The organism is Deltaproteobacteria bacterium, assembly GCA_016210045.1.
Lineage (GTDB): Bacteria > UBA10199 > UBA10199.
The window spans coordinates 69,163-82,465 of sequence record JACQUX010000018.1 but is presented as its reverse complement, the minus strand read 5'-3'; the positions used below and the strand labels follow the sequence as shown (position 1 = coordinate 82,465).

12 protein-coding genes are annotated in these 13,303 nt (G+C 61.2%); 9 read left to right on the top strand and 3 right to left on the bottom strand.

Going from position 1 to position 13,303, the window contains the following annotated elements; genetic code table 11:
* Positions 1-9: 9 nt before the first annotated feature.
* From ligA to HY696_05670, 4 genes are all read left to right on the top strand, one after another.
* Positions 10-1,917 (top strand): NAD-dependent DNA ligase LigA, encoded by a 1,908-nt coding sequence (ligA, locus tag HY696_05685; protein MBI4237894.1) that lies wholly within the window; start codon positions 10-12, stop codon positions 1,915-1,917.
* On the top strand, positions 1,914-2,891 hold the full coding sequence (gene nadA / locus HY696_05680; protein ID MBI4237893.1) for a quinolinate synthase NadA: 978 nt from the start codon (positions 1,914-1,916) through the stop codon (positions 2,889-2,891). The genes ligA and nadA overlap by 4 nt, the downstream gene beginning before the upstream one ends.
* A 19-nt stretch (positions 2,892-2,910) precedes the next feature.
* A complete protein-coding gene (locus HY696_05675; protein ID MBI4237892.1) occupies positions 2,911-3,129 on the top strand; it encodes a hypothetical protein in 219 nt (72 codons plus the stop codon).
* Positions 3,130-3,212: 83 nt separating this feature from the next.
* Positions 3,213-5,267, top strand: a complete 2,055-nt coding sequence (locus tag HY696_05670) for a hypothetical protein (GenBank protein MBI4237891.1) — start codon at positions 3,213-3,215, stop codon at positions 5,265-5,267.
* On the opposite strand, the gene HY696_05665 is transcribed toward HY696_05670, so the two are convergent.
* The 3 genes from HY696_05665 to HY696_05655 all read right to left on the bottom strand — a co-directional run bounded on the left by HY696_05665 (position 5,230) and on the right by HY696_05655 (position 7,629).
* Positions 5,230-5,727, bottom strand: a complete 498-nt coding sequence (locus tag HY696_05665; protein MBI4237890.1) for a PIN domain-containing protein — start codon at positions 5,725-5,727, stop codon at positions 5,230-5,232. The genes HY696_05670 and HY696_05665 overlap by 38 nt on opposite strands.
* Positions 5,728-5,800: 73 nt before the next feature.
* A complete protein-coding gene (locus tag HY696_05660; GenBank protein ID MBI4237889.1) occupies positions 5,801-6,043 on the bottom strand; it encodes a CopG family transcriptional regulator in 243 nt (80 codons plus the stop codon).
* Between the two features lie 83 nt (positions 6,044-6,126).
* Positions 6,127-7,629 (bottom strand): hypothetical protein, encoded by a 1,503-nt coding sequence (locus tag HY696_05655; protein MBI4237888.1) that lies wholly within the window; start codon positions 7,627-7,629, stop codon positions 6,127-6,129.
* 243 nt (positions 7,630-7,872) lie between these two features.
* Between HY696_05655 and icd the strand changes: the two genes are divergently transcribed.
* Genes icd through sdhB form a run of 5 tightly spaced genes read left to right on the top strand, consistent with a single transcriptional unit; the run spans position 7,873 to position 13,176 of the window.
* Positions 7,873-9,126 carry an NADP-dependent isocitrate dehydrogenase gene (gene icd, locus HY696_05650; GenBank protein MBI4237887.1) on the top strand — a complete coding sequence of 418 codons (1,254 nt, stop codon included), beginning with the start codon at positions 7,873-7,875 and terminating at the stop codon, positions 9,124-9,126.
* Between the two features lie 11 nt (positions 9,127-9,137).
* On the top strand, positions 9,138-10,070 hold the full coding sequence (gene mdh, locus HY696_05645; GenBank protein MBI4237886.1) for a malate dehydrogenase: 933 nt from the start codon (positions 9,138-9,140) through the stop codon (positions 10,068-10,070).
* On the top strand, positions 10,051-10,677 hold the full coding sequence (locus tag HY696_05640) for a succinate dehydrogenase (GenBank protein ID MBI4237885.1): 627 nt from the start codon (positions 10,051-10,053) through the stop codon (positions 10,675-10,677). Before mdh ends, HY696_05640 begins: the two co-directional genes overlap by 20 nt.
* On the top strand, positions 10,677-12,413 hold the full coding sequence (gene sdhA, locus HY696_05635; GenBank protein MBI4237884.1) for a succinate dehydrogenase flavoprotein subunit: 1,737 nt from the start codon (positions 10,677-10,679) through the stop codon (positions 12,411-12,413). The genes HY696_05640 and sdhA overlap by 1 nt, the downstream gene beginning before the upstream one ends.
* 16 nt (positions 12,414-12,429) lie before the next feature.
* Positions 12,430-13,176, top strand: a complete 747-nt coding sequence (sdhB, locus tag HY696_05630) for a succinate dehydrogenase iron-sulfur subunit (protein ID MBI4237883.1) — start codon at positions 12,430-12,432, stop codon at positions 13,174-13,176.
* Positions 13,177-13,303: the final 127 nt, after the last annotated feature.

Here is a 13,303-nt window from a genome sequence, read left to right as displayed (position 1 = left end):
TGGGATGCTATGACTTCAGCTGCATATGAAAAGTGGCCGCAAGCACGGCTCGAACGCGAAGTGCAGCGGCATAATCAACTCTATTTCGTTGCGGGGCGTCCCGAGATCAGCGATGCCGAGTTCGACCGCATGGTCGAGGTGTTGCGGCGGCGTTTCCCCGATTCAGCGGCGCTGCAAGCCATCGGTTCCGACGCCGTCGGCGAACGTGCGCCGGTGCGGCACGCCGTCCCGATGCTGTCGCTCGATAAATGTTATCAGGTGGAAGATCTCAACGCCTGGGCGGAGAAGCTCGACGGACCGTTTGTGGTGTCGCCCAAGGTCGATGGCGTGGCGTGCGCGCTGCGCTACGATATGCGCGGTCAGCTTGTGTTGGCGGCCACGCGCGGCAACGGACAGCTCGGCGAGGACGTGACGCCGAACGCGCGCGTCATTGCCGGGATTCCGACCCAACTGCCGCTCCACGATGTCGAAGTGCGCGGCGAGGTGTATCTTCCGCTCTCCACGTTCCGGGAGCGGTTTGCCGCGTCGTTCATGAGTCCGCGCAACTTGGCGGCCGGCGCACTGAAACAAAAAGATCCTGGCCGGACCGGCGAATGCGGGCTGCGATTTTTCGCGTATGATTTGCTGGGCAGCGATGCGGCGACCGAGCAGGAAAAACGGCGGGCGTTGCAACAGGCCGGGTTCTCTTGTGTCACCACAGTGCTCGTGACGACGGCGCAACTGGCCGCGCAGTGCGCGCTGGCACAGCAAATAAGCGCGGAGAGCGACTTTGAGACCGATGGGATCGTTTTCAAAATCGACGATGTCGGTCGGCAACAACGGTTAGGTGCCACGGCGCACCATCCGCGTTTCGCGATCGCGTACAAATTCGCCGGCGATGCGGCGACGACCACGCTGCGGGAAATCGTCTGGAATGTTTCGCGCAACCAAATCATCACGCCGATCGGATTGGTCGAGCCGGTTGAGCTGTCCGGTGCCACGGTCAGCCGCGTGACGCTGCACAACTACGGGCTGGCATTGCGCAACGGCGTTGGTCCCGGCGCAGCCGTAATCGTGCGGCGGCGGGGCGGCGTCATTCCACATTTGGAATCGGTCGTCGAACCGGGCGCCCATGCGCTCGTGCCGCCGCCGCGCTGCCCGTCGTGTGCGGCGGCCACGCGCGTCGAGGGCGATTTCGTCTACTGCACCAATCCAACGGGCTGCAGCCAGGCCGTGGTCGGGGCGTTGAAGCACTTTCTCGAGGCGATCGATTGCGACGGCTTCGGACCGAAAGTGTTGCAACAACTCGTGGAGCAAGGGCTCGCGGCCGATCCGGCGGACCTCTTTGCGTTGACAGCCGGAGATTTGTTGTCGTTGGAGCGGATGGGCGAGGTCTTGGCGCACAAACTCGTGGCGCATCTGCATGCGCGTCGGGAACTCCCGCTCGACGTGTTACTCCGGTCGCTCGGCATTCCGGATCTGGCGCGACAGACGGCGCGGATCTTGGCAAGCTTTGGCACGTTGTCGCACGTGCTTGCGTTGACGGAAGACGTATTGGCCGCGCAACATGGCATCGGGCCGATCATTGCAACCGCCATTGTCCAAGGCCTCAAGGCCCGCCGCCCGCTGATTGACAAGCTGCAACGGCATGTGACCATAGTGGCGGCGGCGTCTGCGGAGCTCACAGGACCGTTGTCCGGCCGGACGGTCTTGTTTACCGGCAGTTTACAGGCGATGGCGCGCAATGCCGCGCACCAACTGGTCGAGTCGCGAGGTGGACGGATCGCCAGCGGCGTCTCGACGACGTTGGATTATCTCGTGGTCGGCAGTGCCGGCGGCGCTGGGAGTAAACTGAAAAAGGCGCACGCGTTGGTCGAGCAAGGCGCGCCGCTCACAATTCTTACCGAAGAGGCATTTTTCCGACTGGTGCAACCATGACGGGACAAGACACCACCAGCACACGGTTGGAACGCTTGCGAGGCCTGCTGCCGGAGCCGGAATTCGCACTCGCCATTCCGCTGATCGACGAGATCAACGCGCTGAAGGCGGAACAACATGCCGTGATTTTGGTCCACAATTACCAAATCCCGGCGATCTATCACGGTGTCGCCGATTACACCGGCGATTCGCTCGGCCTCAGTTACGCCGCGGCGAAGACGCCGGCGCAGCGGATCATTTTTTGTGGTGTGCATTTCATGGCCGAGACGGCAAAAATCATCAGTCCGGAAAAAACGGTGCTGCTTCCCGATCTCGAGGCCGGCTGTTCGCTGTCCGAAAGCATCACGGTCGATGATGTCCGCGCGTTGAAGGCCGCTTATCCCGGCGTTCCTGTAGTTTGCTACGTGAATACGCCGGCCGCGATCAAGGCGGAGAGCGATGTCTGTTGCACGTCCGCGAATGCCGCAAAAGTCGTTAACAGTCTCCCCGGCGATGCCGTGGTGTTTATCCCGGATGAATATCTCGGTCGGAACGTCGCGCGCGAGACCGGCAAACGCGTGTACACGCATCCGGGACGCTGCATGGTACATGAACAATTCCGTGCCGACGACATCGCCGCGTATCGTGAACAATTCCCCGGCATTTACGTCGTTGCGCATCCGGAATGTGATCCATCGGTGGTGGCGGCATCCGATTATGCGGGGAGCACCAGTCAAATGGTGGCCGCGCTCCAACAGGCGAAACCGCAACACGCGATGCTGATCACCGAATGCAGCATGGCCGCGAATATCCAATCACAAGTCCCCGCGGTCGATTTTCAAATGCCGTGCACGCTCTGTCCCCATATGAAACGCATCACGTTGGAGAAAGTCGTGCGCAGTTTCCGCGAGGGCGTTTTCGAAATCGACGTCCCGCCCGCAGTCCAAATCCGCGCCCGTCACGCGATTGAGCGCATGCTGGCAATCGGGGCGTAGAAAAAAATCGGGAGTGAATATGAAACGAGTTCTCATTCTGGGTGGCGCCGCACTAGTGCTGTTGGTGGCGTATGAACTGCATCAAGTCGTCAGGCTGCACAAGCTCGAGTTGCGTCGCCAACTCATGATGCATCACCATGTCGACTGCAAAAACATCACCCATCCGATCGGGGCCGTGGAGAACGACATCCGAGCCTGTCTGCTCGCCGTGGACCGCATGGGAGCGGAGATTGAGTAGGCGGTCTCGTGTGCCGCGTTCTTCTCGGACTCGTTTGTTGCCGGTGCGCAACTTTTTTGGCGGGCTGCCGATGAGTTGAGCGCATGCCGACATTACGACCACAGGGGTTGCGGATCTTGCGCGGACTGTCGCCGGGACACCCGCGCGACCAAGTGGTCCGCCGCGCTACGATGTCGGCGCGTCGGACACCGGCCGCGCCCGCTGCGTGGGAGGCCTTGGGCGATGCGTATCTGCACGCCGGGTATGCGGCGGCGGCGCGCGACAGTTATCGCCAAGCCGTGGCGTGTGGTGCCGATCGGTTGTCTCCAAAGGCCGAAGCGTTACGTCGTGGGACGGGGCTGGTATGGTGGAGCGATGACCGGGATGTGATCGCGGCGGCGGACCAATATCTCCAGATGTGGCGCGGAGCGGCATCGGTGTATTGGACCGAACAATGGATGATCGAACGTTTCGGTAGCGGCGCGATGATCTTCCACGAGAGTGAGCCATTCGTAGCGCGGGGGCAATCGTTTCCGGTCAATGACGGCGTGATGCGTCGCACGGCGGCGATCCCATGTGTATTGCGGGCGGAAGAAGAGCGCGTCATGCAGTTGCTCTGGCGATGCGAGGGGGATCCGCAGTCGGAACGTCACAAGCGAGCGCTGCGCAGCGCGCCGTGGCGCTTCGATGAGTGGGTCGCGCTGGCCCATACCTTGGAGCGTCAAGGGCGGCAGCACGAAGCGGAGCTGGTGATAGGGCTCATTTTGCGTTGTGCGCCACAGCTGGGGCAGGCGTGGATCCTGCGGCGACAGCGGGAGGAGTTATTGACCGCGAGTGCAGCCTCTGATCTGTCGGTGCTGACCGCTGCGGCCCCGTTGATGCGTGCACATCTTGAACGCTACTTTACTCGGCTACGTGAGCTGTCGGATCCTCCGGCGAATGTGCATCTCTCTTCACAGATCGATTGTCCGACGAATGAAGGCAATTGGCTGGCGCCATTAGCCGATGGGCCGCAGTCGATTGTGGGGCGTGGCGGCGTCTATCTGGGGACCGGGGCCGGACTCTGTTTGACGCATATGGCGTATCAAGACGCCACGCATGGCTATGTTGTCGACTATAACCCGTTCGTGACCGAGGCCGTGCTCCCGGCGTTGGCGTGTTTATTCCTCGCGGCGGAACGGGCGGAAGTGTGGCTCGGCGCTTGTCTGGGCGTCCCGCTGAACGAGCGCGCGGCGGCGCAGGGGAACCGGAAGTCGTTCGCCCATCGCGTACAAGATGTGCAACGTTGTGCTGCCGATAAGCGCTGGCACGATGCGGTGATCACGGATCTGCTGCGTTTGTTGCGACCGCACTGGCCGGCCGCAGATCGTGAACGACTCGGGCAGGCTCTCATCGAGTTCTTCACGGCGTTGCGCGATCCCGAAACCTCCACGCGGCAGGCCTTTGTCGCGGAAATGCTGCGGACGAATGCCGCCGGCCGAGGTGGTTTCTTGAGCAGCCGCGCTGCCTATGCAGCCGTGCGCCGGCTTTGGCTGGAAGATCGGGTTACCGGCGTTGCTGCCGATTGGCGCGGCGAGGTGCTGGCACGGATCGGACGAACGCTGCGAGCCCGCGGCGAGACGGTGCAAGTGGTGTATATGTCGAATCTGTTGGAACATGCGATCCGTGCCCCAGATGCACCGGAAGGCATTGCGAGAACCTTGCATCAGTTGCGGCGAGGGCTGCGGGCGTGTCCGCTGGATCCCGCGGCGCGGACGATCGTGACGGCGCGCGGCACCCATTGTCTCGCAGTTGTGCCTGGCGATGCGATTTCCCGCCTGTTCGCGTTGGGGCCTGCCGAGGTGGCGACGGCTCCGCTGATCGAGCCACTCATCGAGGCGCTGGCGTTTCCGCGCGACGATTTGGAGGGTCTCTTTTGGCAGTTAGCGCGCGGCAGCAGTTTTTCCGAAGTCTTTACTCGTCATCCGCTCGGCCAGGCGCTGCGGGCACTGGTCCGCCGCCCGCTCCCCGGGCTCACGCGGCGCGATATTGCACACGCTGTGCAACAATTCGCACTCTCCGCGCGTGACGCCTGGCGGTTGCAATTCGTCATCCGCTATTGGCAGTCCGTGCTCCAGGACGTTACTTCCCCGGCCGGGTGCGGAAGCCGTATTGGGTGAAGTGGGCGTCGAGCGCGAGGGCCTCGCGGAGTTTCTGCTGCTCCATGACCACAAACGACGTGCAATCGACGAAGGAAAACGCCTTGTCGGCGTAGCGGCCGAAGACCGCCCAGGCTTGCCGGAACTGGTCTGCGGTGATCGGCTGCACCTTCGTGACGTGGCTGGCAAACAACATGTCGCCGAATTGGACCGCGACGTCGTGGCTGCAACGCAAGCGCAACAGTGTGAAGGTCTCAGAGAGCACGTAGTCGGTCGTGACCAGGCCGACGCGTTCGCGCTGACAGCGTTCGAATTCTCGCCGGACGCGATCGTGCGATTTTTCTTTCGCGTCGACGAGTGCCTTCCACGCGCTCGTGTCGACGAAGAGGCCGCGGCTCACTGATTGGCTCCGTACGAGGCTGTTGAAAAAGGCCCATCTGCGTTGTTGGCCCGCCCGCCCGCGATCCTCACGTACGACCATGTACGCTCCGGTCGCGGACGGGCGGGCCGCCTAGCATCTGGACCTTTTTGAACAGCCTCGCCATTGAACATTTTTAACAACCCCTGTACAAGACCGCGTCGTGGTGTTCGGCGTCCGAGCGGGCGGGGCCGTCGGCGGCGAGTGCGGCGCAGCGCCAGATCGGGTCGGTGGCCCAAGTGGCAGCGCGTTGCGGCTGTTGCAGATACTGGCGAATCGCGTCGCGGATCAGTTGAGCCATGGAGGTGCCGGCAGACTTCGCGCGTTGCAATAGCGAGTCTCGGTCTTGCGTGTCGAGATAGACCATCGTGCGAAACATATTCCATACAGTAGATGTCATATATGTCACCTGTCAAGCATATATTGGTTGGTTCTGCGGGAGCCCAGTGTCGGCGTGTTATTTTACGGACATTGCTGCGAGACTCCCTGTTGCGTCCCGACCAGCAGCATGTCTTGGTAGATGGCGAAGGCATGCGTCGTGAGATCGCCACTGTCGCCCGGTAACAGCCCGGCGTTGGCCAGATGCCACGTGTCGTTGTCGGCCTGAAAGCGAACGACACCGAGGCTGGAGGCGAGATACAAGGTGTCGTTGAATGCCGTGATCGCTTGCACGAATTCCCCGAGTGGGAATCCGGTCTCGGGTTCGATCGGTTCGCAGTACGTCTCAGCGCTGCCCCAAACCCCATCTTCGGTCCAGCACCGCGTGAGCCCCGCTTGGGCGCCGATATACAGATACTCACCGAAGACGCCGAGCGCGGTGACGATACCGGTGGGGGAGAACGCATCGAACGGCGTGGTCGCGTTGGTATCGAGGTCGATACCGCGCACGAGGCCGGTTCCGGTGCCGTAAAGGAGTTGGGTGCCGACTTGGAGGAGGCTGTAAATGGAGGCGTCGGTGCTCGCGTCGAGTGGGCTGCAGGTGTTCAATAGCGGGTCGTACCATGCAAGGCCGTCGTCGGTGCCGAGGAAGAGCGTGTCGTTGTGCGGCAGTAACACGTGAGCCGCGAGCGGTGTGGGCCCTGCGGGTTCCCATGCCGCGGTGGAGGGATTGCGGCGGAAAAAAGAATCCACGGCGGCGTTGTGCATTACGGCAAAGAGGTCGCCTCCGGCGGTAGCGAGATCGACAATCAGCGGCGCGGAACCCCATGCCGGGAGCGGGAATCCATCATTGATTGCCTGCCAGAGGCCTGTGTTGGATTCCCAACGCCGTACGCCGGTCGTGCCGCCGGCAAACAGGGTGCCGCCATGGACTTGGAGGGCGTATGTGGGACTGGTATTCGTAGCCAGGCCGAGCGGCATCCAATACGGACCGGCACCTGTCACGCAATCGGGCGTTAGTTCAGGGGGCGGAGGTGGCAGTGGCACACATGCGGCGGCAGTGACGCCGCTCGTGGCGTCGGTCGTGCTTTGGCAGAGCGTTTGGGGCGGACAGAAGATGTAATGAAATTGGAATTGCGGTGACCCTTGGGCCCCGCCATCCGGTGCCATGCAGCTATATTCCAGTAACAGCGATGAAGTCTTGCAGCCATCGACTTGGTCGATCGGTTGCCACAGCAATGTCTTTCCCGGCCCGGCATGCGGCAGATAGGCGGTGGTGCGTCCGGGCGTGAAGGCCTGTTCGGCCACGTCGTTTAGGTCCGCAGTGAAGTTGGTCGCGTCGGTGTCGTGACAATGCGGGACGCACTGGTGCTTCACGCACAGCGCGTGCGGCTGCCAACAATCGGCGTCATGGTAACAGTCGCCCCAACGCCGCGGCGCCGAACGTGCGGACATGGTGAGCGCGACCCGGGCGCGGTGCGGTGGCGGGCGCGCGTCGCGCGGGAGTTTCGGGGGTGGTGCGGCCGCGAACGCCCACTCGTGGAGCGCCGTGAGGACTCGGGGGAGGATTGCAGCAATTGTTTCCACGGTGCGCTCCTTAGGTTGGCCGAGCCGTCCGTGGCCCGTGCGCCGTGGAAGTTCAATTGCTGTGCCAGCGTGCTTGTGGGGGAACATGCAGGTGCTCGGGCGTGGGAGTGTTGCAATCCCGAACACTTCCGTTTGAACAGGTCGAACACCGTACCGAGAACACTGCACCAAGATCCTTGCGTTTTCCCGCTCCGTCATCTATCACGCCGCCAAAATCTATCTCACCCACGGTTAGGAGCACGTATGGCATCGCCACTTCAGCGCCCCACTCAGGGCGACACGGTCACGATCAAGAATGGCAAGCTGCAAGTTTCGGATCATCCGATCCTTCCGTTCATCGAAGGCGACGGGACCGGCCCGGACATTTGGCGGGCGTCGCAATATGTCTTCGACGCGGCCGTAGAGAAGGCGTACGGCGGGAAGCGGAAAATAACGTGGTTCGAATGTTACGCCGGGGAGAAGGCCAAGACCGTCTACGGCGACGCCTGTCCGCCGAATTATTTGCCGGAAGAGACGCTCGACGTCATTAAACAATATCTCATTGCGATTAAAGGCCCGCTCACCACACCGGTGGGGAAGGGGATCCGCAGCATTAATGTGGCGCTGCGCCAGGAGCTGGATCTTTATACCTGTCTGCGGCCGGTCCGGTATTATCAAGGCGTCCCGTCGCCGCTGAAGGATCCGACCAAGGTCAATATGGTCATCTTCCGCGAGAACACGGAAGACATCTACGCCGGGATCGAATGGCAGGCCGGGACGCCGGAAGTGAAAAAAGTCATCCACTTTCTCCAAGACGAGATGGGCGTGAAAAAAATCCGCTTCCCGGAGACGAGCGCGATCGGGATCAAGCCGGTCTCCAGCGAGGGCTCCAAACGCCTGATCCGCGCTGCGTTCGAATACGCGATCCAGCACGGGCGCAAGAACGTGGCGTTGGTCCATAAAGGCAACATCATGAAGTTCACCGAAGGTGGTTTCCGCGAGTGGGGGTACGAACTGGCACGCGACGAGTTCGCCGGCAAATTGGTGGGTTGGGAAGAATGCCAAGGAAAGCCGGGCGACAAGATCCTGGTCCAAGATGTGATTGCCGACAATTTCCTGCAACAGATTTTACTCCGACCGGAAAACTTCGAGGTCGTGGCGACGTTGAACTTGAACGGCGACTACATGTCCGACGCGCTCGCGGCGCAAGTGGGCGGGATCGGGATCGCGCCGGGCGCCAACATCAATTACGTCACCGGGCGCGCGGTCTTCGAGGCCACGCACGGCACCGCGCCGAAATATACCAACCTTGATAAAGTCAATCCGAGTTCGGTGATCCTCTCCGGCGGGATGATGTTTGAGCATCTCGGGTGGCCGGAGGTGACGGCGCTCATTGAACGCGGCCTCGAACGTGCGATAGCGGCCAAGACCGTGACCTACGATTTCGCGCGCCAGATTCCGGGCGCGACCGAAATTAAATGTTCGGAGTTCGGGAAGGCGATTGTCGCGCAGATGTAAGGAGACGGGATATGGCGAACCAGAAAATTGCTCTGATCGGCGGTGGAAATATCGGCGGCGTGTTGGCGCAACAAGCCGTGCAGCGGCGCTTGGGCGACGTCGTGCTGTTCGATGTCGTCGACGGGGTCCCGCAAGGGAAGTCGCTCGATATTTGGGAATGTGCTCCGTTGCTGGACAGCGATTGCCGCGTCAGCGGCACGACGCAATATGCTGACATCGCCGGTGCGGACGTCGTGATCGTCACGGCCGGCATCCCGCGCAAACCGGGGATGAGCCGCGACGACTTGCTGAAGACCAATCTCGGCATCATGCGCACCGTCGCGACCAACGTCCGCGAATACGCCCCCGGCGCGTTCGTGATCGTCGTCTCCAACCCGCTCGACGTGATGGTCTATGCGTTCCAGAAATTGAGCGGCTTTCAACCACAAATGGTCTGCGGGATGGCCGGCGTGCTCGACTCCGCGCGGTTCCGGGCGTTCGTTGCGGAGGTGGTTGGCGTCAGCGTGCGCGATGTCAGCGCGATGGTGCTCGGTGGGCATGGCGACACGATGGTCCCATTGCTGCGCTACTGCACGGTCGGCGGCGTCCCCGTGACCAACTTCCTGACGCCGCAACAACTGCAACTAATCGTGGATCGGACCAAGCAGGCCGGCGGCGAAATTGTCGGTCTGTTGAAGACCGGTTCGGCGTTTGTCTCGCCGGCGATCGCGGCGTTGGAAATGGCGGAAAGTTATCTGACCGGACAACGGCGACTGTTGGTCAGTGCGGCGATGTGTCGCGGCGAATATGGCGTGCAAGGCTACTACATCGGCGTACCGACCATTATCGGCGCGCACGGTGTGGAAAAAATCGTGGAACTGCCGTTGAACTCCGACGAGCGGACGCTGTTTGACGCATCGGTTCAACATGTGAAAGAGACGGTCGATGGCATCCAGTGGTCCTAAAGGGCTCCAGTATTTCTGGTTGCGCCGCTTACATTCATTGCTCGGTGTGGTGCCGATCGGGGCATTTGTCCTCGAACACTTCTTTTCGAACTCGTACGCGTTCCAAGGTCCCGAGGCGTTCGATCGGATGGTCGTCGATTTGCAAGGCCTGCCGTTGGTCGTCGGCCTCGAGATCGGCCTGATCGGATTGCCGATTTTCTTCCACGTCGCGCTCGGGATCGTGATTACGGCGACGGGCGCGAACAATTTCCTGCGCTACAACTACTATCGCAATTGGATGTATTTTCTCCAACGAGTCACCGGCGGGTTCGCGCTGTTGTTCATTGCGTATCACGTCTGGACGACGCGGATTGCCGCAGCGATGAGCAACCGGCATTTCACCTATCGGGATATGCAGCAACTGTTGGCGCCGGAATGGGCCCAGTGGCTCTATGCAATCGGCATCTTGTCCGTGACCTTCCACTTCGCCAACGGCCTTGCGACGTCGCTGATCACGTGGGGGATCACCGTCAGTCCGGCGGCGCAGCGGCGGGCGTCGGCAGTCTCGTGGTTCGTGTTCGTCGGCATGGCAACGTGGGGGCTCGCGATCATGCGGGTGTTTGGCTAATGGCAAAACCGAATTTCATTGTCGTAGGTGGTGGACTGGCTGGGCTGATGGCGACGATCAAACTCGCCGAGGCCGGCCAGTCGGTAAAAATTTTCTCCACCGTCCCGTGTCGGCGGTCGCATTCCGTATGCGCGCAAGGCGGGATCAACGCGTCGGTCAATAACAAAGGGGAAGGCGATTCGCCGCAGCAACATTTTTACGAAACGGTGTTAGGCGGCGACTTCCTTGCGAATCAGGAACTGCCGAAGGGGATGTGCGAAGCGGCGCCGGCGATCGTCTATATGTTCGATCGCATGGGCGTGCAGTTTAACCGGACGCCGGAAGGCAATCTCGATTTCCGCCGCTTCGGCGGGACGCTGTTTCACCGCACCGCGTTCGCCGGATCGACGACCGGCCAGCAACTGATCTACGCGCTCGATGAACAAGTGCGCCGCTTCGAAGTGGCCGGTCTGGTCGAACGCTTCGAAGGCTGGGAATTCCTCTCCGCAGTGCTGGACGACCACGGCGTCTGTCGCGGGATCGTGGCGTGTTCGCTCACTTCCATGGAAGTCGCGACCTTTCCTGCGGATGCGGTCATTATCGCGACCGGCGGCGTTGGCTTGATTTACGGGCGCTCCACCAATTCGCGTAATTGCACCGGCTCCACGCAGTCGTCGTTGTATCAACAAGGCGCGATCTACGCCAACGGTGAGATGATCCAATTCCATCCCACCGCGATCCCGGGCGAAGATAAGAATCGGCTGATCAGCGAAGGGGTGCGTGGCGACGGCGGTCGCGTCTGGGTCCCGCGCGACGGGAAACGTTGGTACTTTTTGGAAGAATGGTATCCAAAATACGGCAACTTGGTCCCGCGGGATGTGGCGTCGCGCGCTATTTACAAGATTGTGTTCGAATTGGGACTCGGCGTGGAAGGGAAGCCGAAAGTCTATCTCGACGTCACCCATATCCCGAAAGAAATTCTGAAGGGCAAGTTGGCCGGGATCGTCGAAATCTACGAAAAATTCGCCGGGGGCGATCCCTTGAAGGTCCCGATGGAGGTCTTCCCATCGATGCACTACACGATGGGCGGGCTGTGGGTCGACGATCGCCATATGACCAATATCCCCGGCCTGTTTGCAGCGGGAGAATGCGAATATCAATATCACGGCGCGAATCGACTCGGCGCCAACTCGCTCCTTTCTTGCGTTTACGCCGGAATGGTCGCGGGGCCGAATGCGGCGCACTATGTGCAAGATGCCGCCAAATCGTCTGCCGCCGCGCCGTCCAGCCTGTTTGAAGCGGCGAAGTTGCGGGAGACGGAAAAAATCAAGGCCCATTTGGCAATGAACGGCGCGGAGAATCCGCATCGTCTGCACGACGAACTCGCTGAATTAATGATCCGCGACGTCTCGGTGGTCCGTCATAACGACAAATTGGCGGCCGCGTACGAACAGGTGGGTGCGCTGCACGACCGTTGGTCGCACGCGAAGGCGCTCGACACCTCCGGCTGGGCCAATGCGGAGCTGCTGTTCCTCCGCCATCTCGATAACATGCTCCACTTGGCGAAAGTGATCGTCAAAGGCGCGTTGCAGCGCAACGAGAGTCGCGGGGCGCATTTCAAGCCGGCCTTCCCGGATCGCAACGATGGCGAATGGATGAAAACTACGCAGGCGCGCTTTACGCCGGCCGGACCGGAGCTGTCGTACGAACCGGTAGACATTAAATACGTCGAACCGAAGTTGCGGAATTATGCATAACTGAGGATGCCGTCCCATGGCCAAGACCGTCCGTCTAAAAATTGCGCGCCGCGATAATGTCCATAGCCCGCGGTATTGGCAGGAGTTTGCGGTGCCGTATCGGGCGGGGATGAACGTCATTTCGGCGCTGATTGAAATCCAGCGCCATCCGGTCGACGCGGCGGGACGCACGGTCAAGCCGGTGGTCTGGGACTCGAATTGTCTCGAAGAGGTCTGCGGCGCGTGCACCATGCTGATCAATGGCAAGGTGCGCCAAGCGTGCAGTGCGTTGATCGATCAACTCGAGCAGCCGATCACGTTGGAGCCGATGTCGAAGTTTCCGCCGGTCCGCGATTTAATCGTCGATCGCGGCGCAATGTTCGACACGTTGAAAAAAGTCCGTGCCTGGGTCCCGATCGACGGCTCGCACCATCTCGGCCCCGGCCCGAAAGTCGCGCCGGCGGTGCAGGAAAAGGCCTATCTCTTTTCCCGCTGCATGACTTGCGGCTGTTGCATGGAGGCCTGTCCGCAATTCAACAGCCATTCGCCGTTCATCGGGCCGTTCACGTTCGGCCAAGTGACGCTGTTCAACAGTCATCCGACCGGTGCGTTAAATAAACATGAACGCCTCGATGCGATCATGGGCGTCGGCGGCCTGACCGATTGTGGAAACGCACAAAATTGCGTGCGCGCGTGCCCCAAAGAGATCCCGCTCACCGAAGCGATCGGCCACTTGGGCTGGGAGACCACCAAGCGCGCTTTTCAGCGGTTACTAAAAGAATAAGGTGGTGGGCGGCGTTGGCCGCCCGCTTTCCCTGGGTCAATTCCACCATCATACCCCCTCCTCTTGAGTGGGCTTTCACCCGTGCTGCCGCGCTGCGCAGTGGCAAGTCCATGAATTCCGCCGGCCA

Bases quoted from the DNA above. Each gene is read 5' to 3' on its own strand.
- icd (MBI4237887.1), top strand. From the start codon at position 7,873: ATGGCATCGCCACTTCAGCGCCCCACTCAGGGCGACACGGTCACGATC.
- HY696_05665 (MBI4237890.1), bottom strand. From the start codon at position 5,727: ATGGTCGTACGTGAGGATCGCGGGCGGGCGGGCCAACAACGCAGATGG.
- HY696_05660 (MBI4237889.1), bottom strand. From the start codon at position 6,043: ATGTTTCGCACGATGGTCTATCTCGACACGCAAGACCGAGACTCGCTA.
- ligA (MBI4237894.1), top strand. From the start codon at position 10: ATGACTTCAGCTGCATATGAAAAGTGGCCGCAAGCACGGCTCGAACGC.
- nadA (MBI4237893.1), top strand. From the start codon at position 1,914: ATGACGGGACAAGACACCACCAGCACACGGTTGGAACGCTTGCGAGGC.
- HY696_05640 (MBI4237885.1), top strand. From the start codon at position 10,051: ATGGCATCCAGTGGTCCTAAAGGGCTCCAGTATTTCTGGTTGCGCCGC.
- sdhA (MBI4237884.1), top strand. From the start codon at position 10,677: ATGGCAAAACCGAATTTCATTGTCGTAGGTGGTGGACTGGCTGGGCTG.
- sdhB (MBI4237883.1), top strand. From the start codon at position 12,430: ATGGCCAAGACCGTCCGTCTAAAAATTGCGCGCCGCGATAATGTCCAT.
- mdh (MBI4237886.1), top strand. From the start codon at position 9,138: ATGGCGAACCAGAAAATTGCTCTGATCGGCGGTGGAAATATCGGCGGC.
- HY696_05670 (MBI4237891.1), top strand. From the start codon at position 3,213: ATGCCGACATTACGACCACAGGGGTTGCGGATCTTGCGCGGACTGTCG.
- HY696_05675 (MBI4237892.1), top strand. From the start codon at position 2,911: ATGAAACGAGTTCTCATTCTGGGTGGCGCCGCACTAGTGCTGTTGGTG.